Genomic DNA, 18,773 nt, shown 5'->3' with positions numbered 1-18,773 from the left:
ATAAGCCAAACTATTTCTCGTCTCCACTCTTTATTATAAATGGTAATGGCACAGATGACAAAGAATGTTTACATCCTCGTGCAATTCTCTTTAGTCTCAGGTTATAATAGTAAGGGAACAATTTATTTAAAAGGAGTTAAGGAATGCGCAATCATTCGTTTAAACAATACGCAATTAATAATAATGTAGATCAAATTATAGAACAGTTAGGCTTTAACGAGCCGACACCCATACAGAAAGAAGTCGTCCCGGCGGCGTTACGTGGAGAAAGTCTGATCGGGCAGTCACATACAGGATCTGGAAAAACCCATGCCTACTTATTGCCATTGTTCAATCAGTTGAACGACGATGTCAACCATGTGCAGTTTGTGGTAACGGCGCCAACCAGAGAATTAGCTACACAGATTTATGAAGAAGTAAGAAAAGCAATTCAGTTTGCTGGTAAAAAGGAAGTTTGGAAAGCGAAGCTTGTGATTGGCGGTACAGACAAACAAAAAATGATGGAAAAATTGGCATCCAACCCGCCTCACATTGTTGTAGGGACACCAGGCCGCATTTTAGATATGGTCAAGGAGGAAGCTCTCGATTTGTACCAAGCCAATGCCTTTGTACTAGATGAGGCAGACTTAATGCTTGATCTAGGATTCATCGAAGAGGTAGACCAAATTCTTGTTCGTATGAATGAAGATCTCCAGATGTTAGTGTTTTCGGCTACTATACCAGAACGCCTTCAGCCATTTTTGAAAAAGTACCTTACAAATCCGACTCATATTCAAATTAAAGATCATAAACCTTCTCCTGAATCGATGGAGCATCGGTTAGTTGCATTGCGGCATAAAGAGCCTGCTGATGTGATTATGAATATTACGAAAAGCATTCAACCGTATTTAGCGATTATTTTTACTAATGGGAAAGCTCACGCTGATGAGCTGGCCAATAAATTATTAGATCGGGGGTTGGAAACTGGAATCATTCACGGTGGATTGTCCCCAAGAGAGCGAAAGCGTATGCTGAAAGATATCCAGGGGCTGAAATACCAATATATTGTAGCTACTGACCTTGCTTCAAGAGGAATTGATATTCAGGGAGTCAGCCATGTCATAAACGCACAAATGCCTAAGGAAGAAGAATTTTATATACACCGAGTGGGCCGAACAGCAAGAGCCGGAATGGAAGGTACAGCCATCAACCTCTATTCACAGGATGATTTTCCATTGATTGAGAAATTAGAGAAGCGCGGTCTTACGTTTACTTATTATGAAGTGACGAACGGAGAATGGAAAGAAACCCATTCCTATAAAGAACGGCAAAAACGAACTCGCAGAGAATCAGATATTGAAAAACAAGCCAAACAGATGGTTAGAAAACCGAAAAAAGTGAAGCCTGGATATAAAAAGAAAATGAAACGTAAAGTAGACCAAAATACGAAAAAATTAAAAAGAGACAGTTATCGAGGGAAGCGGAAATAGTTAGAGGAGGGGAAAATATGGTAAAGATTGGTTCACATGTTTCCATGAAAGGGAAGAAAATGCTGTTAGGTGCGAGTGAGGAAGCTAAGTCATATGGTTCATCTACATTTATGATCTATACCGGAGCACCCCAGAATACGAGAAGGCGTCCAATTGAAGAATTAAATATTGAGGCCGGAACTGAACATATGAAAGCAAATGGTATCGATGAATTTGTAGTTCACGCGCCATACATTATAAATATTGGTAATACGACAAAGCCTGAAACCTTTCAACTAGGGGTAGACTTTTTAAAGAATGAAATTGACCGAACAGAAGCATTAGGGGCTAAGCAAATTGTATTGCATCCTGGATCACATGTAGGGCAGGGAGCCGACAAAGGGATTCCCAAAATTATTGAAGGATTGAATGAAGTACTGCACAAAGATCAGAAGGTGCAGATCGCTTTAGAAACAATGGCAGGAAAGGGATCAGAATGCGGACGCAGCTTCGAAGAGCTTGCAGAAATTATCGAAGGTGTGACGTTAAATGAAAAGCTGTCTGTTTGCATGGACACTTGTCATATTCATGATGCTGGCTATAATGTTGTAGAGGATTTTGACGGTGTCCTCAATGAATTCGACCGGATTATCGGAGTGGATCGTATCAAGGTTGTTCATGTGAACGATAGCAAAAACATTCAAGGAGCAAGAAAAGACCGTCATGAGAATATTGGTTTTGGGCATATCGGTTTTGAAGCCCTGCATTATGTCGTCCATCATCCGAGTTTTAAAGATGTCCCGAAAATTTTGGAAACACCATATGTAGGAGAGGATAAGAAAAATAAAAAGCCTCCTTATCGTTTTGAAATTGATATGCTGAAAGCGGGAAATTATGATGTAGAATTAAAGGATAAAATTATGCAGTAATAATTTGAAGGAGAGTGCATTAAGGCACTCTCTTCTTTATTGAAGCCAATGTTCAACGCCGTGTTCCTTAGCAAGTTTAATGAGTATGTGTTGAACTGATTTTGCAGTTTCAGTAGAAGTGATGGCTGCTAAATTTTTCAGCATACGTTTTCTGCCCTCAGGATCGAAAGGGTTTTCCTGGTTTTTCTTAAGAGCGGCAACAATCTGTTTGGCTTCATTTTGAGTTACCTTAATATGATATTTTTGGCTGTAGTGAAGAATATCCTCAACAGTTAATTGCCTTAATTTCTGCATCACAATCTGTTGTGCCACATGTTTCATATATCGATACTCCTCCGTTTCCTTATTCCATACAACGTATGATAGGAGAAGGCAATTGTTCCAAAAATCAGTCCATTTTAAATGATTTATGTACATCATTAATTCCCATCAACTTCCTTCATTAAAAAGGGAGATCCCTCCACATACTATACTTGATTCTCCAATTAGAAAGTGAGGGTGATCTCATGAATGAACCCAAAGAAAGGGTAGGGAATCATAATACGGAGGAAACTCCGGAAACTGAAGATCAATTAGAGCAAGTAAGCGATGCTGAAGAAAGATCTAATGATCCAGTATACGGAGACAGCTACGAGGAAGAGTTTGCTGAAGAAGCAATGCCGATGAATCAGGCAATGAACTCTGATGAGCGTGAGACCACAATGCAGGATGAAGTGAATACAGGTATGGCATGGATAGGGTTATCCGCAGCTATCCTTTCCTTTTTCTTTGCTCCCCTTTTATTAGGGATAGTGGGGATCGTCTTCGGTATTATTGGTAAACGTCAAGGTGCAGATACACTTGGAAATATGGCACTTATCATTAGTGCTGTATCAATATTGTTCTCCTTATTCTTCGCCTCGGCAGCCAATATATTTTAGCATAGCAAAAAAGGTGGACCGTTTATCGGTCCACCTTTCAGCTTGTAGAGAAACCCCGTGTTTTTCTACAAGCTTTTTTTCTTGCCGCCAGGAGCGAAAGCCCCTTCCCTTTCCGCGGACGAGCGCCCGAGCTTCCTCGCGAAACCCACGCTCGGCGATCTCGGCTCACTCGTTCTTCCGCAGGAGTGGAAGGGGCCTCGCTCCTTGGAATTTCTTTAAGATAGAAAAAGACTCTCCTTCGCCTAGCGCACCCTGGCTAGATGGAGGACAATCTTTTTCATGTTCTGACAGGCAGCCGTCATCAGCGCCTGTTCCTTCACTTTCTCTTTTCCACGCAAGCGGCAATAACGCAGCCCATGCAGTTCTTTTGAATCTGCGAAGCTACGCTCGACTTTCTCTTTTCTCATACGGTAGATCCACTTTCCTTCATTGGAAAGGCGGTTCAACCGAACCTGCTCTTTGTCGTCTTCCCACACATGGCGTGTGATCGTTTTCTGATGCTTTTGATTTTGGGTGCACTGAGCGAGAAGAGGACATTCCTTGCACCGGGCAGGGTCAGATTTGTAATGGCGATATCCATCACGATCTGTGGTGGCATACGTCAGTTCTTCACCTTGTGGGCAAACATACATATCACGATCTTCATCATATTTGTATTTCCATTTAGCTAGAAATCCTTTCCTCTTTTGAAATCGACGGTGGGCAATAACTCCAAATACATCTCTTTGAGCGAGGCCGTGGCAAATGGGATTGGTCAAGTATCCGGCATCTAAACCAACAGCTTCAACATCAAATCCGAATCGTTCGATTTGACGGTCTAAACGTTGTAAATAAGGCTTGGAATCATGAATGTTCCCTGGTGTGACATGGACATCCGTGATGATGTTGTACTTCAGGTCCGTCGTACGATGATCGAGATAAAAGAACCCTTCCGGCTTATTTTCCCGATACAAATATCCACTTTCCGGATCGGTATCACTGATTTTAACTTCTTTGGTTTTCTTTGAGGGGCTTTTTTCCGTGATCCACCCGATCCTCAAGGACAGCTTCATTCAACTCTTCGATATAGTCAGCTGTTTCTACGTGAACTTCTTGTTTGGAGAACTTTTTCTTATTGGCGTTCGCTTTCAAATGAGTCGAATCTGTGAAAAGCACACGCCCTGCCACCATGCGGTGGTTCATGGCCTGAAGCACGATTTCATCAAAGACCTCTTGAAAGATATCGGTCTCTTTAAAACGTGTTCTGCGATTCCAGCTGATCGTCGAATGATGAGGGACAGCGTCCGTTAGGTTCAACCCCAAGAACCACCGGTAAGCCACATTGGTCTGAATTTGTCGTTCTAACTCACGTTCGGAACGTATGCCATAAAAATAACCGATGAACATCATTTTGAATAATACAAGGGGATCCAGAGATGGACGACCATTATCTTCAGAATAGAAGGGACGTACTTTTTCGGGGATAAAGGAGAAATCTATGTATTGGTCAATCTTACGGAGTAAGTGATTTTCCGGGACAAGCTCTTCAATCGTTACGATTTCCATTTCATTTTGTCGTTCTTTTCTTGACTGAAACAAAAGATCACCGCCTAAATAGATTCTTATCAATAGGATAACAAATGAGAGCGGTGAAAAATAAAAGAAATCAGAAAAAATCAGGCTGTCGAGACTTTCTCGACAGCCTGAAAGGTGGACCGTTTATCGGTCCACCTTTTTCTGCAGTTATGCGTTTTGTTTTTCCTTTTCTAAGCGTTCTTTTTCATAATGTTCTTCAGCAAGTTTATCCACTTCTTTTTTCAGTTCATCTACCATGATTTCTTCTGGAACTTTACGAATAATTTCCCCGTGTCTGAACAGAAGCCCTTCACCTCTTGCACCTGCTATACCTATATCGGCTTCACGAGCTTCGCCCGGACCATTCACAGCACAGCCGAGAACAGCTACTTTAATTGGAGCTTTGATCGTTTGAATATATTCTTCGACTTCATTAGCAATCGCAATTAAGTCGATCTCAATCCGTCCGCATGTAGGACAAGAAATTAATGTTGCCGCATTTGATGCGAGCCCAAAGGATTTAAGAAGTTCACGGGCTACTTTTACTTCCTCGACTGGGTCAGCGCTCAAGCTTATTCTTAGTGTGCTTCCAATCCCTTTACTTAGAATAGCTCCAAGCCCTGCTGCACTTTTGACCGTACCGGCAAACAGCGTACCAGATTCAGTAATCCCCAAATGAAGAGGGTAGGAAATAGCTTCGGCCGCTTTTTCGTATGCTTCAATAGCTAACTTAACATCAGAAGCTTTAAGTGAGACGATAATATCATGGAAATCAAGGTCTTCAAGGATTTTAATGTGATGCAGGGCGCTTTCCACCATGCCTTCAGCAGTAGGGTAACCGTATTTTTCTAAAATATGTCGTTCTAATGACCCAGCGTTCACTCCAATACGAATTGGAATTCCTTTAGCTTTGGCAGCTTCCACGACTGCTTCAACTTTTTCTCTTTTACCGATATTACCCGGATTTATTCGAATCTTGTCAGCTCCACCTTCGATAGCCTTTAACGCTTTTTTATAATCGAAATGAATATCTACAACAAGAGGAATGTTAATACGTTTTTTTATTTCAGGAATGGCATCTGCTGCACGATCATCAGGACATGCTACCCGGACAACTTGACAGCCTGCTTCTTCGAGACGTTTAATTTCTGCCACAGTAGCTTCTACATCATGTGTTTTAGTTGTCGTCATGGATTGAATCACAACTTGATCTGCTCCACCAATCGTGAGATCGCCCACCTTTACAGGGCGGGTATCTTTTCTGTGAGTTATTGCCATATAGAATCGCTCCTTTATATATGAAACAAGGTTTTACTTTATAACCATCCTTAATTATAAGGGGTATTCTTGCAAATGAGAAGTCATGCCCCTTGAATAAAGACAATTTGAATGTAAATATTTTGTGTCAGTACTTTTCTTGTGTGAACAGCTTAACAGATTATATCATGGTTTACATAGTTTTAAAATCGATCGATAAACATGAAACATTTTCTAAACATGAATCGTATATATATTATCTTGAAGTGAAGGCGAAAGGGTGTGAACTAGATGGACTTACTTTCTTATAATTGGATTGTGTTACTGATTACGTTATTTGGAACAATGTTTCTAATCGGTGAATTGCTAGTAAATATGCGCGGGCTATTGGGTTTGCTTGGATTAGGTTTTATAACCATATACTTTTCTTCTTATTTAACCTTTGACATGTTTGTGCTGATGATGGTTGTTTATTTGTTTGGATTAGTCTTAATTATAATAGATGGAAAAGTCGTGAATGACGGCACGCTCGCTACAATAGGCGTAGCAGCAATGATTATTGCTGTAAGTCTCACGGCTCCCAATTGGATAGCCGGGATGTATAGTGTGATTGGAGTACTAATTGGAGGAGCAGCTTCGCTGTTATTTCTTAAAGTCTTTAAAAGGCGTGATATGTGGACGAAAATTACGCTCGTTGATCAATTATCTGCAGAAATGGGATATAATTCAATGAAAGAATCGTATGCGGGCTTAGTCGGTCTTACTGGCAAAGCATTAACTGATATGAGACCATCAGGTACGATAAAAATTGGTGAAGAAGAATACAGTGCCTTATCAAATGGAAAATGGATTTATAAAAATGAACAAGTCAAGGTAATGGCTGTCGATGGTACGAAGATTCTCGTGAAGAAACATAATGAATAGTGATTTACATTTAAAACCCCTTTGCAAATTATTGCAAAGGGGTTATTTAGGTCGTTTAGGGAGAAAGCTAAGTGTGTATAGAACATAAGACAGTGAAAAAAGTAAATATAAATAAATCAGCATGGAACCAGACCATATGAAAGATTCCACAGTAACAAGGACCAAAGTGGGGGCGGTAATGGCAAATGCGGAAATGTTCCATAACTGTTTGTAGTCAGCGCGTAAGCCTCTAATTTGTATGTAAGGAATTGCTAACGCTGCGATGATCGATACGAGTACAAATAGACTGAGAGCAATTAAGAAAAAAATGAACGGCAGGAAGATGACCACAAATATACCGCTTGAAATTCCCCGGCTTATTGTACCGTTTAATGTATCTTGACCACTTAAATATGTATAGACTGAACTGGTAAGTACAGGAATAAGGACAACCAAACTTAAATAAAAGAGGTAGCTGATGGCTTTACCTACTGGCTGGATGCGGAAGGCTGCGAGCATTTTGAAATGGTAGAAACTTTTGATTAACTGTTGCGTTTTACTCATGATTATATCCCCTTTATTTTCCGTTTCTATAGTAATCGACAATCCACCATATATGCAAGTAAAACTAAACTATAAAAAAGGAATGTAAATTTAATGTTAAGATTTCAAGATTGCCTTTACAAACTAAATCATGATCGGCAATAATGAGAAAGGTGTTTATAAAGATAAAAATATGTAAAATTATTGGATGAGAAAGGGTGGAGGAAAGTGGATATCAATGTTCAGCAAATGATATTTCAATTCATTGGTGGTCTAGGTATATTCCTTTTTGGTATTAAATATATGGGAGATGGTCTGCAAAAGGTAGCAGGCGACCGTTTGCGTGACCTGCTTGACCGTTTCACAAGGAACCCTTTTTTAGGAGTTCTTTCGGGTGCTTTAGTAACAGCATTAGTCCAGAGTAGTTCCACGACAACAGTGCTGACTGTTGGGCTTGTAAACGCAGGGTTTATGTCGTTGCGACAAGCGATTGGTGTTATCATGGGGGCCAACATCGGAACTACGATGACAGCATTTATTATTGGTGTCGACATTAAAGCATATGGTTTGCCCATTCTAGCTGTTGGTGCATTTTTAATATTCTTCTTCAAAAATAAGCGAGTTACTTATCTTGGACAAACTATATTTGGACTAGGTTCACTTTTCTTCGGTCTTGAACTAATGAGTGGAGGTATGAAACCACTTCGTTCACTAGAAGCCTTTCAGGAACTTACAGTTAGTATGAGTCACAACCCGATCCTCGGAGTAGTTATTGGAACATTATTCACAGTTATTGTACAAAGCTCCAGTGCAACCATCGGTATTTTGCAAGGACTGTTTGGGGAAGGTTTGATCAGCTTGCAAGCTGCTTTGCCTGTACTGTTCGGAGATAACATCGGAACTACCATAACAGCAGTACTTGCTGCTATCGGTGCCAGTGTAGCGGCCAGAAGAGCAGCATTTGTCCATGTTATTTTTAATGTAGTCGGTACCACGGTAGCCTTGATTCTCTTAGTACCTTATACAGCCTATGTCGACTGGCTGAGGGGGGCGCTGAACTTAGAACCTGAAATGACCATTGCATTCGCCCACGGATCATTTAATATTTTAAATACTATTGTACAATTCCCGTTTATAGCTGTTTTAGCATGGATTGTTACTCGCCTTATCCCAGGTGACGATTCAACAATCGAATTTAAACCGCAGCACCTAGACCCAATTTTTATTGAACAATCTCCATCCCTGGCTTTAGACCAAGCTAAGGAAGAAGTCATCCGCATGGGGGAGTATGCTTACAAGGGTTTAGAAGAAACCAGTTTGTATTTAAATAATAAACAGAAAAAGCACTCAGAAATGGCTATGCAAATTGAGGAAGCAATCAATAACTTAGACAGGAAGATAACCGACTATTTGGTTTCTCTTTCGCAAGCTTCATTAACAGATGAGGATAGTCATAAGCATTCGGCTTTGATGGACTCCGTAAGAGATATAGAACGGATTGGGGACCATTTCGAAAACATTATCGAATTAATCGATTATAAGAACTCAAATAAAATAGATTTAACTGAACAGGCATTAAAAGATTTGAATGATATGCTTGATTTAACACTAATGACGGTCCAACAAGCGACCAAGTCACTAGAAAATATGGACAGGGAAGAAGCTTTGGCCGTCGTACAGAAAGAAAATGAGTTGGATCGTATGGAACGCAGCTTCCGTAAAAAACACATTATTCGTATGAATGAAGGGGTATGTTCTGGACAAGCCGGAATTGTTTTCGTGGATATGCTGAGCAACCTTGAACGGATTGGGGACCATGCGGTAAATATTGCAGAAGAAGTTCTAGGAGAGAAAGAAAGCTTATAATGCAAGCCAAACAGAAGGGCATGTTTTGAACACTGTCCTTCTGTTTTTTAATAATAATTTTGTAAAAAGGTATTGAAAGCTCGGTCAGGGCATGCTATATTATTTTTGTCGCGAAATTAACTCGTACATAAATGCTGAAGTTTTTGTTGACAGATTGTTTTTAAACATGGTATATTAATATGCGTCGCTTCATTGTAGCGATCAATATGGCGGTGTAGCTCAGCTGGCTAGAGCGTACGGTTCATACCCGTGAGGTCGGGGGTTCGATCCCCTCCGCCGCTACTAATAACTCGGTCTGATCGTTTAGATGATACTGAATATTAATCATTATTCAGTGAACATTGAGTTAATTTCATACATACAATTCCTTTTAATTATGGCGGTTGTGGCGAAGTGGTTAACGCACCGGATTGTGGTTCCGGCACTCGTGGGTTCGATCCCCATCAACCGCCCCATGTTGGACCCTTAGCTCAGCTGGTTAGAGCTATCGGCTCATAACCGATCGGTCGCAGGTTCGAGTCCTGCAGGGTCCACCATAAAATCACGGAGGAGTACCCAAGTTTGGCTGAAGGGATCGGTCTTGAAAACCGACAGGGGCTTCACGGCCCGCGGGGGTTCGAATCCCTCCTCCTCCGCCATTCTACTATTGATTTAATGGGAATCTAATAACAGGTTCATCCACACTGTCGCGGGGTATAGCAAGACCGAATAGCTTCTTGCTAAAACATCCCTTGTAGGTCTTGCGACGAGCGTAAGCTTCACCGGAGTTACTTGCAACGTGAGGAGCAGTCTTACTAAAAATATTATGGGAGCCGGATTAACGGTTCATCCACATTGTCGCGGGGTAGAGCAGTCTGGTAGCTCGTCGGGCTCATAACCCGGAGGTCGCAGGTTCAAATCCTGCCCCCGCAACCAAAAAGTATGATATAGCGGCTCGGTAGCTCAGTCGGTAGAGCAACGGACTGAAAATCCGTGTGTCGGCGGTTCGATTCCGTCCCGAGCCACCATTTGAACTTTCAACAAGCAATACGAATTGCTTGTTTTTTTGTGTCTTCTTTCTAAAGTTAGCTGCAAATTTAAGCATAATAATGTATTAGTATGTTTGCGAATGATTGGTGCGGGGTATTAGTAGTATCGGATGCAAATTTTAATATGCTAAAAATTTGCAACAAAAAAAACCGTTTGGTATTGTACAATAGAGAGGTTCATTTGAACTAATCAGTTGTACATATTATAAAAGGAGGAGTTTAATCATGGCTAAATTTGAACTACCAGAATTACCGTATGCATACGATGCATTGGAACCAACAATCGACAAGGAGACAATGAACATCCACCATACGAAACACCATAACACCTATGTGACTAAGCTAAATGCTGCGCTTGAAGGAAATACATCTCTTCAAGACAAATCATTGAATGAGCTTCTAGCGAATAATCTTTCTGCTGTACCAGAAGATATTCGTACTGCCGTTCGTCGCAATGGTGGTGGACACGCGAATCATAGCTTGTTCTGGACTGTTCTTTCACCAAATGGCGGCGGTGAGCCAACTGGTGAAGTTGCTACGAAGATTAACGATACTTTCGGTAGCTTTGACGAGTTTAAAGAGAAATTTGAAGCAACCGCAAAAGGCCGTTTTGGTTCAGGTTGGGCTTGGCTTGTTGTAAATAATGGCGAGCTTGAGGTCATTGATACACTTAACCAGGATTCTCCAATCATGGAAGGTAAAACTCCAATCCTTGGTCTTGATGTTTGGGAGCATGCTTACTACCTGAATTATCAAAACCGTCGTCCTGACTATGTTGCAGCATTCTGGAACGTAGTAAACTGGGATGAAGTAGCGAAGCGTTACGAAGCAGCTAAATAATTCAACTTCAAAAAAGAGCGTTACGGTAATTTCCGTGACGCTCTTTTTTTGTATATCTGCTTCTGTTCTGCCAACACTAAGAGCAGAATGTAAAGGAGATATACGACTATGATGAGAATGCTGAAGACTTGGCTGAACCAAGAGAATGTATCAAGGGATCTAATCCTTTTATTGTTAATTGGTGGTCTGTATTCTCTTGGGATTTTCCTATCGAGTACGTTTGTTAATATATACTTGTGGAAACAATCGAACAGTTATTCTGAGATTGCGCTATATAATTTGTGCATATATATTATGCAGCCTTTAACTTTTATTGTGGCTGGAAAATGGACAAAACGGATAGATCGAGTCATCGTTTTGAGAGCGGGAGTAACCGTTCTCTCTTTATTTTTCCTAATGGTTTTAATAATAGGGGAACATGCCGCGTCGTATAATTTGTTTCTGGGCTCACTACTTGGCGTAGGTTATGGATTTTATTGGTTAGCCTTTAACGTATTGACGTTCGAAATCACAGAGCCGGACACCAGAGATTTCTTTAATGGATTTCTAGGGATACTTCAATCATTTGGAGGGATGACAGGGCCGCTTTTTGCTGGATTTGTTATCTCAAGGTTAGATAACTTTACCGGATACACAGTGATTTTTGGTATTTCGTTTACCTTGTTCATCGTTGCGGTTATGGTAAGTTTTGGATTATCGAGGCGAAAGGCGAAGGGAAACTTTTCATTCAGAAGAATCATGGATGAAAGAAAAAATAATGATAGTTGGAACCGCATTTTACAAGCACATGTATCCCAGGGTTTTCGAGAAGGCACGTTCTTATTTGCTGTATCCATTTGGATTTTCCTTTTGACAAAAAGTGAATTTTCGCTCGGTGTCTTTAACTTGGTTTACTCGGGATTTTCATTTTTGTTTTTCTTTTTAGTAGGTAAATGGGTAAGGCCGAGATACAGAAAAAAGGCAATATTTTATGCAGGGTTAGCCTTGTCGCTTTCTGTGTTTTTGCTAATCATTAGTGACAGTCTCGGACTCCTGCTTCTTTATGGCGCTATTGCTGGTATTTTTTTTCCGTTTTTTTACGTTCCGTATGTTTCTTTGACTTACGATGTTATTGGGAAGTCCTGGAACGCAGGGGAAATGCGGATCGAATACATCGTGGTAAGAGAAATATTCCTGGATGGAGGACGGGTTTTATCGATTCTTACTTTTTTACTGGCCATTATGATCATTCCCCCGGAAACTGGAATACCATACATTCTGTTAATTGTAGGTGCCGGCCATTTACTCGTCTATTTCTTTATTAAAGATATCAACTTGAAAAAAATGAAATTTGTCCAGGAATGAAACTTTTTCTTCCGTGCTTCGACTATTCTGGTGCAGGTATAAGTGATATACTATAATATGGAACTTTGTTAGTAAGGGGAGAGGAAAAGAAATATGGGGAAGAAAAAGAAAAAATCACACGTCCCTTTCCGTTTAAATATTATCTTTTTTGTTGTTTTCTTATTATTTGCTACTTTAATACTGCAGCTTGGAGTTGTTCAAATACTAACGGGAGAAGCAGCACAAGAAAAAGTTAACCGCACGGAAAACACAACGACTACGATTCCAGTACCCAGGGGAGAAATGTATGACCGTTTTGGACGGCCAATTGTTGTAAATGAACCGCTCTATTCGATTACATATACACCACCGAAAGGCGTTCAACCTGAAGACAAGCTAAAGCTTGCGAAAAAGCTGGCAAAATACATGGATATGGAATTTGAGGACGTATTGACTACGCGCGATTTAAAAGAGTACTTTTTTCTGGAAAATGAAGAAGAGGTGCGAAAGCGAGTAACGGAAGAAGAGGCAAAAGGTCTTGATAACGGAGAAGTGTATCAACTTCAGTTAGATAGTATAAAAGAAGAAGAAGTGAACTCTTACGATGATCAAACGAAAGAAATCATTGCAATCAAAAAGGAATTGGATAAGGCTTATGCTTTAGCTCCTCATGTTATAAAAAATGAAAATATTTCTCAAAAAGAATATTCGACAGTGGCAGAGCACCTGTCAGAATTACCGGGCATTAATGTGACTTCTGATTGGGAAAGAGAATACCCTTTTGGCAATACATTTAAAAATTATGTAGGGGACATCACCAGTCGTGAACAAGGAGTCCCTCGCGAACGGTTAGAATACTACATGTCACTGGATTATAGTCGAAATGACCGAGTAGGAGTCAGTGGTCTTGAACAACAATATGAAGAAGTGCTTCGCGGCGTAAAAGAAAAGGTACAATATACCACTGACAGCAGTAATAATATTGTTGATTCCAAAGTAGTCAGACAGGGATCCCGCGGGAAAGATCTTGTGTTGACTATTGATATGGAGCTGCAGCGTAAAGTAGATCAGATCGTAAAAGAAGAGCTGATTTCAGCTGTTCAACAGGCTCCATACGAAAATCGATACTTAGAAAATGCCATTGTTGTCATGTCTGACCCGATGACAGGAGAAGTTCTCGCCATTTCCGGCCAGCATTACAACCATGACCGTGAAGCTGGTGAAGAATTGGTATCGGATTGGTCACATATGGCTGTCTATAATGCTTACGCTCCCGGATCAACCGTCAAAGGAGCGACGGTGCTGACTGGTTTTAACGAAGGTGTTATTTCACCTTCCACAACCGTTTATGACCGTCCATTAAAAATTAAGGGAACAGACGAGAAGAGCTCATATTCTACACTTGGACCAGTAAACTATTTATCTGCTTTAAAAGAGTCTTCCAACGTATATATGTTTTTCATTGCGATTTGGATGGGTGGCGCTCACTATGAGAGAAATGCCCCATTAGACTTGCAGGACGATACGTTTCAGCGATTCTTGTATAATTTCCAGCAATTTGGATTGGGTGTAGAAACAGGAATAGACCTTCCGTTTGAAGCGACAGGATTTAAAGGTGATAATCCCGGTCCTGGTAACATTCTTGACTTTGCAATCGGACAGTATAGCACCTATACAGCTATGCAGCTTAACCAGTACGTGTCAACGATCGCAAATGGCGGCAAACGCTTAAAGCCAAGATTAGTCAGTGAAATACACAACCCTAGCCGTGTCGGAGAAGGTTTAGGGGAAATTTATAAAGAATACGATCCTACAGTATTAAATACGCTCGAAATGAACGAGGAAAATATTGAACGGGTCCAGCGGGGGTTTAGAGAAGTATTTCTTCCTGGTGGAACAGCTTATAATCATTTTCGCAACGTTGATTACAATGCAGCCGGTAAATCCGGAACTGCCGAAACGGCAAAATATATTCCCATTAATGGGGGAGAAGATACGAAGGTTGTAAATACAGAAAACTTAGCTCTGGTAGGTTATGCTCCTTACAATGACCCGGAAGTAGCGTTTTCTGTTATAGTTCCATATGTTGGTAATGAAGCGAACACTCCGATCAACTATAAAATTGGACGAAGGATTTTAGATGCCTATTTTGAAATAAAAGAACAGCGGGCTGAAGAGGGAATAGATAAAAACCTTCTTTCACAAGAAAAGAATGAAGAATGATGCACATTTTGTGCATCATTTTTTTATACAATTTTCTTCACTTATTTACAAAACCTTAACATCTATTTCATCTCTTCTTAAATTTTTAGTTCTAGTATACAAAGTGAGAGCTGGCTAAGCTGGCTCCGTATCATTTCAGAACTACTAGGGGGAGAAGAAATGAAAAGAATTAAACAAGCAGCATTGTTAGCAGCATTTGTTTTAGTCATCGGCGTGCTGGCAGCATGTGGATCTGAGGAAAGTGCAAATGGTGAAAGTAGTTCCGGTGAGGGATCATCAGTATCTGGACCGATTACAATCGACGGGTCTTCTACAGTCTTTCCTATTATGGAAGCATTAACGTATCAATACCAAAAGGAGCATCCTGAAACGTCACCAACCGTTAACGCTTCAGGAACCGGTGGAGGATTCAAAAAGGCTACTCGGGGTGAAGTTGATTTAACTAATGCTTCACGAGAGATTAAACCAGAAGAACAAGCAATAGCGGAGGAAAATGGTATCAAACTAGAACCTCTTGAGATAGCTAAAGATGGTATTACGGTAGTTGTTAGTCAACAGAATGATTTTGTGAAAAACCTTACACTAGAGCAATTAAGGAAAATTTTCTTAGAGTCTTCCGAGGCTACAAAGTGGTCAGATATTAATCCGGAATGGCCTGATAAAACAATTAAAATCTTTAGCCCTGGGCATGATTCAGGTACATTTGATTATTTTAACGAAGTTATCCTAGAAGAACAGCCGTTGAAGGAAGGCGAGAATACGACATTATCCGAAGATGATAATGTGCTCGTTCGCGGAATCGCTAATGATCCGTATGCGATTGGATTTTTCGGTTACGCATACTATGCAGAAAATAAAGACAAACTTAAAGCTTTAGGTATTGATAATGGAGAAGGAGACCCTGTTAAACCAACGAATGAAACCATTCAGAGTGGAAAGTACACCCCACTGTCTCGTCCTCTTTACACGTACGTAAATGTAGAGTCTCTTAAGACGAAGCCACAGGTACTTGATTTCGTTACATTCACCCTTAAGAATGCGGGTGAAGCAGCTAAACAGGTAGGATATGTTGCTCTTCCAGAGGAACGTTACAAGGAACAGCTTGAACAAGTGAAGAAGTGGGCTTCTGAAAAGTAGATAGAACAGAAAATTTTCAGTTGAGGTGAGGCGAAACATAATCGTCTCACCTCCGGTTATGGATGAAAGGAGTTTACCGATGGATAAACTTTTGCAGTCTGAGGGAACAGAGCTAAATGTTCAGCAATTAATTGAACAGAAAAGACAGAGAAAAAGTTTTGCAAGCAGGTTTGAGAAAGTCATTCCCGTCTTTTTATTCTTATGTGCATGTGTAAGTATCCTAACAACGGTCGGGATTCTGTTTACGTTAGTAAGAGAATCAATTGGTTTTTTTTCTGAGGTCAATATCGTTCAGTTCTATACGGGTACCAACTGGTCTCCATGGACAGGCGAGTTTGGGGTGGCACCTTTAATTGGAGGCACCTTATTGATCACAGTTATTGCTACAATTGTGGCCGTGCCAATAGGCTTGATGGCGGCTATTTTCTTGAGTGAATATGCCAGTGATCGTGTTAGAAGAACCATTAAACCGATTTTAGAAGTGTTAGCGGGAATTCCTACAGTCGTTTATGGTTTTTTCGCTCTGACTTTCGTAACACCTATTCTTCAATCATTCATTCCGGGCTTGGGTATCTTTAACGCTCTAAGTGCAGGAATTGTTGTCGGAATCATGATCGTTCCAATGGTAGCGTCTTTATCAGAAGATGCTATGAACTCTGTGCCAAATAGTTTACGGGAAGGAGCCTATGGTGTAGGTTCTACTAGGTTTGAGGTAGTCACAAAGGTCGTTCTTCCTGCAGCGCTTTCCGGCATTATTTCCTCGATAGTTTTAGCTGTTTCCCGTGCAATTGGTGAAACGATGATTGTTACGATTGCCGCTGGAGCAACACCTAACCTTACGTTTAATCCGACAGAGTCGATCCAGTCCATGACAGCTTTTATTGTACAGGCAGCTACTGGGGATACAACTTACGGATCAACGATTTACTACAGTTTATATGCTGTCGGGATAACACTGTTTGTTTTCACTCTATTAATGAACTTGTTATCACAATATATTTCACGTAAGTATAGGGAGGAATACTAATGCTTGAGCACAAGGAGCGGCCGATAAATCGAAAGGTAAAGAGAAGATTGTGGCTTAATGCCATAATGAAAACGGGATTCTTCGCAGCTACATTAATTGGACTGATTTTTCTAGCCTTACTTCTCTATAGAGTCTTGAATCAAGGGATTGGATACTTGAGCTGGGATTACATTACTAGTTTCCCAGCTCCGTTCCCTGAAGAGGCAGGGATATGGGCAGGACTAGTTGGATCAATTATGTTAATGGTAATTGTAGCTGCTATTGCCGTCACCATTGGAGTGGCTACAGCGATTTATCTAGAAGAATATGCGCCTAAAAATAAATTCACCGAATTTATAAGGGCAAATATTCAAAATTTAGCTGGGGTTCCTTCCATTGTATTTGGTTTGTTAGGCTTAACATTTTTCGTTTATATGTTCAGTATTGGTTACCGATTATTGGCAGGCGGGTTGACGATGGCCTTATTGATCTTACCCGTTATCGTAGTGGCTTCACAAGAGGCTGTCCGTTCAGTACCAAACGAATTGAGAGAAGCATCTTATGGTATGGGAGCATCGAAGTGGCAAACCATTGCGCGGATTATTCTTCCTGCTGCTCTTCCCGGTATGCTAACAGGTACGATTATCGCACTTTCCAGAGCAATAGGGGAAACAGCTCCTTTAATTATCGTTGGCGCTGCCACGGCTATTTATACGTTACCAGATTCCTTACTTTCAAAGTACACGGTCATGCCGATTCAAATATACAACTGGACAGGCAGACCACAGGAAGAGTGGCAGTATGTGGCAGCAGCTGGGATTATCGTTTTGCTCGTTGTGTTATTGATGATGAACGCTATTGCAGTAGGTATTAGAAATAAATTTCAGAAACGCCTATAAATTTTGATGTGGAGGGTTTCAAATGACAGTTAAATTGGATGAAAGAAAAGACATGAAAACTACTACAAACATCGAAAGCCGAACGAAGGAGGACCATCAAAAGAAAACAGCTGTGGAAGAGAGCGAAGTCTTTCAAGTATCAGACTTAAACTTGTGGTACGGGTCTGATCAGGCGTTATATAAGATCAATATGGCAATTCCGGAAAAAAGGGTTACAGCTATTATTGGCCCTTCCGGCTGTGGTAAATCGACATATTTAAAGGCCTTGAATCGAATGGTGGAAATGATTCCTATTGTCAAAACTTCAGGAACGATTAAATATCGTGATAAGAATATCTATGAGGATAAATTTCATGTAGAAGAGTTACGTGCAAAGGTTGGGATGGTCTTTCAAAAACCTAACCCATTTCCGAAATCCGTTTATGACAACGTGGCCTATGGACCACGAGTGCATGGGATTAAGAAAAAAGCAATACTTGATGAAATTGTGGAGAAGAGCTTAAGAGATGCTGCGATCTGGGATGAGCTGAAAGATCGTTTGGACGAAAATGCCTATGGCTTGTCAGGCGGGCAGCAACAGCGTGTTTGTATTGCTCGTGCTTTAGCAGTAGAGCCCGATGTGATTTTAATGGATGAGCCAACTTCAGCGCTGGATCCGATTTCGACTTTAAAAGTAGAAGAGCTAGTACAAGAACTTAAGAAAAAGTACAGTATTGTTATTGTAACCCACAATATGCAGCAAGCAGCACGTATTTCAGATAAAACAGCCTTTTTCCTAAACGGTGAGTTAATCGAATTTGCTGAAACGGATGAATTGTTTCAGAATCCAAGTGATAAGCGGACGGAAGACTATATTACAGGTCGTTTTGGTTAAAAAACTACAAGAAAGGCAGGGGT

The 18,773-nt window shown here is 40.7% G+C and carries 16 protein-coding genes and 6 tRNA genes; 18 read left to right on the top strand and 4 right to left on the bottom strand.

Annotation, left to right across the window (positions count from 1 at the left end):
- Window positions 1-143 precede the first annotated feature (143 nt).
- Both B5354_RS18695 and B5354_RS18690 read left to right on the top strand, forming a co-directional pair.
- The gene (locus B5354_RS18695) at window positions 144-1,469 is read left to right on the top strand and encodes a DEAD/DEAH box helicase (RefSeq protein WP_079530296.1); all 1,326 of its coding nucleotides are present in this window, start codon (window positions 144-146) and stop codon (window positions 1,467-1,469) included.
- 17 nt (window positions 1,470-1,486) lie between these two features.
- A complete protein-coding gene (locus B5354_RS18690; protein ID WP_079530295.1) occupies window positions 1,487-2,377 on the top strand; it encodes a deoxyribonuclease IV in 891 nt (296 codons plus the stop codon).
- A 36-nt stretch (window positions 2,378-2,413) separates the two neighbouring features.
- Here B5354_RS18690 and B5354_RS18685 read toward each other — a convergent pair whose 3' ends face one another.
- Window positions 2,414-2,698 (bottom strand): DUF2624 domain-containing protein, encoded by a 285-nt coding sequence (locus tag B5354_RS18685; protein WP_079530294.1) that lies wholly within the window; start codon window positions 2,696-2,698, stop codon window positions 2,414-2,416.
- Window positions 2,699-2,883: 185 nt separating this feature from the next.
- Between B5354_RS18685 and B5354_RS18680 the strand changes: the two genes are divergently transcribed.
- Complete coding sequence (locus B5354_RS18680; RefSeq protein ID WP_079530293.1) at window positions 2,884-3,297, top strand: CD225/dispanin family protein; 414 nt, start codon at window positions 2,884-2,886, stop codon at window positions 3,295-3,297.
- A gap of 242 nt (window positions 3,298-3,539) precedes the next feature.
- On the opposite strand, the gene B5354_RS18675 is transcribed toward B5354_RS18680, so the two are convergent.
- Window positions 3,540-4,875 (bottom strand): IS1182 family transposase gene (locus B5354_RS18675; RefSeq protein WP_425432148.1). Its coding sequence is split into 2 segments (ribosomal slippage): window positions 3,540-4,302 and window positions 4,301-4,875, totalling 1,338 coding nucleotides; the frame shifts between segments, so codons are not numbered across the junction.
- Between the two features lie 144 nt (window positions 4,876-5,019).
- Window positions 5,020-6,123 (bottom strand): flavodoxin-dependent (E)-4-hydroxy-3-methylbut-2-enyl-diphosphate synthase, encoded by a 1,104-nt coding sequence (gene ispG, locus B5354_RS18670; protein WP_176142551.1) that lies wholly within the window; start codon window positions 6,121-6,123, stop codon window positions 5,020-5,022.
- 276 nt (window positions 6,124-6,399) lie between these two features.
- On the opposite strand from ispG, the gene B5354_RS18665 reads away from it, so the two are divergent.
- Window positions 6,400-7,032 carry an NfeD family protein gene (locus B5354_RS18665; RefSeq protein ID WP_079530291.1) on the top strand — a complete coding sequence of 211 codons (633 nt, stop codon included), beginning with the start codon at window positions 6,400-6,402 and terminating at the stop codon, window positions 7,030-7,032.
- A gap of 42 nt (window positions 7,033-7,074) precedes the next feature.
- Here the strand turns inward: B5354_RS18665 and B5354_RS18660 are convergent, their stop codons facing one another.
- On the bottom strand, window positions 7,075-7,575 hold the full coding sequence (locus B5354_RS18660; RefSeq protein ID WP_079530290.1) for a DUF1189 family protein: 501 nt from the start codon (window positions 7,573-7,575) through the stop codon (window positions 7,075-7,077).
- Between the two features lie 207 nt (window positions 7,576-7,782).
- Here B5354_RS18660 and B5354_RS18655 point away from each other — a divergent pair, with 207 nt between their 5' ends.
- The 14 genes from B5354_RS18655 (at window position 7,783) to pstB (ending at window position 18,750) form a co-directional block, all read left to right on the top strand.
- Window positions 7,783-9,420 (top strand): Na/Pi cotransporter family protein, encoded by a 1,638-nt coding sequence (locus tag B5354_RS18655; protein ID WP_079530289.1) that lies wholly within the window; start codon window positions 7,783-7,785, stop codon window positions 9,418-9,420.
- A gap of 208 nt (window positions 9,421-9,628) precedes the next feature.
- Window positions 9,629-9,702, top strand: a tRNA-Met gene (locus B5354_RS18650).
- Between the two features lie 97 nt (window positions 9,703-9,799).
- Window positions 9,800-9,875, top strand: a tRNA-His gene (locus tag B5354_RS18645).
- Between the two features lie 4 nt (window positions 9,876-9,879).
- Window positions 9,880-9,956 (top strand) — tRNA-Ile (locus B5354_RS18640).
- Between the two features lie 9 nt (window positions 9,957-9,965).
- Window positions 9,966-10,058: transfer RNA gene (locus tag B5354_RS18635), tRNA-Ser, on the top strand.
- Window positions 10,059-10,258: 200 nt separating this feature from the next.
- A tRNA-Met gene (locus tag B5354_RS18630) sits at window positions 10,259-10,335 on the top strand.
- A 16-nt stretch (window positions 10,336-10,351) separates the two neighbouring features.
- A tRNA-Phe gene (locus tag B5354_RS18625) sits at window positions 10,352-10,427 on the top strand.
- A 246-nt stretch (window positions 10,428-10,673) separates the two neighbouring features.
- A complete protein-coding gene (locus B5354_RS18620) occupies window positions 10,674-11,288 on the top strand; it encodes a superoxide dismutase (RefSeq protein WP_079530288.1) in 615 nt (204 codons plus the stop codon).
- A gap of 108 nt (window positions 11,289-11,396) precedes the next feature.
- Entirely contained in the window at window positions 11,397-12,632 is a 1,236-nt protein-coding gene (locus B5354_RS18615; protein ID WP_079530287.1) for an MFS transporter, read from the top strand.
- A gap of 93 nt (window positions 12,633-12,725) precedes the next feature.
- A complete protein-coding gene (locus B5354_RS18610) occupies window positions 12,726-14,834 on the top strand; it encodes a peptidoglycan D,D-transpeptidase FtsI family protein (RefSeq protein ID WP_079530286.1) in 2,109 nt (702 codons plus the stop codon).
- Window positions 14,835-14,993: 159 nt separating this feature from the next.
- On the top strand, window positions 14,994-15,971 hold the full coding sequence (locus B5354_RS18605) for a PstS family phosphate ABC transporter substrate-binding protein (RefSeq protein WP_079530285.1): 978 nt from the start codon (window positions 14,994-14,996) through the stop codon (window positions 15,969-15,971).
- Between the two features lie 79 nt (window positions 15,972-16,050).
- Window positions 16,051-16,998 (top strand): phosphate ABC transporter permease subunit PstC, encoded by a 948-nt coding sequence (gene pstC / locus B5354_RS18600; RefSeq protein ID WP_079530284.1) that lies wholly within the window; start codon window positions 16,051-16,053, stop codon window positions 16,996-16,998.
- Window positions 16,998-17,876 (top strand): phosphate ABC transporter permease PstA, encoded by an 879-nt coding sequence (pstA, locus tag B5354_RS18595; RefSeq protein WP_079530283.1) that lies wholly within the window; start codon window positions 16,998-17,000, stop codon window positions 17,874-17,876. The genes pstC and pstA overlap by 1 nt, the downstream gene beginning before the upstream one ends.
- 22 nt (window positions 17,877-17,898) lie before the next feature.
- Window positions 17,899-18,750 carry a phosphate ABC transporter ATP-binding protein PstB gene (gene pstB / locus B5354_RS18590; RefSeq protein WP_079530282.1) on the top strand — a complete coding sequence of 284 codons (852 nt, stop codon included), beginning with the start codon at window positions 17,899-17,901 and terminating at the stop codon, window positions 18,748-18,750.
- Window positions 18,751-18,773: the final 23 nt, after the last annotated feature.

Source organism: Halobacillus hunanensis (assembly GCF_900166655.1).
In the GTDB taxonomy this organism is placed as follows: Bacteria; Bacillota; Bacilli; order Bacillales; family Halobacillaceae; genus Halobacillus_A; species Halobacillus_A hunanensis.
This window is presented reverse-complemented; position numbering and strand designations above follow the sequence as displayed.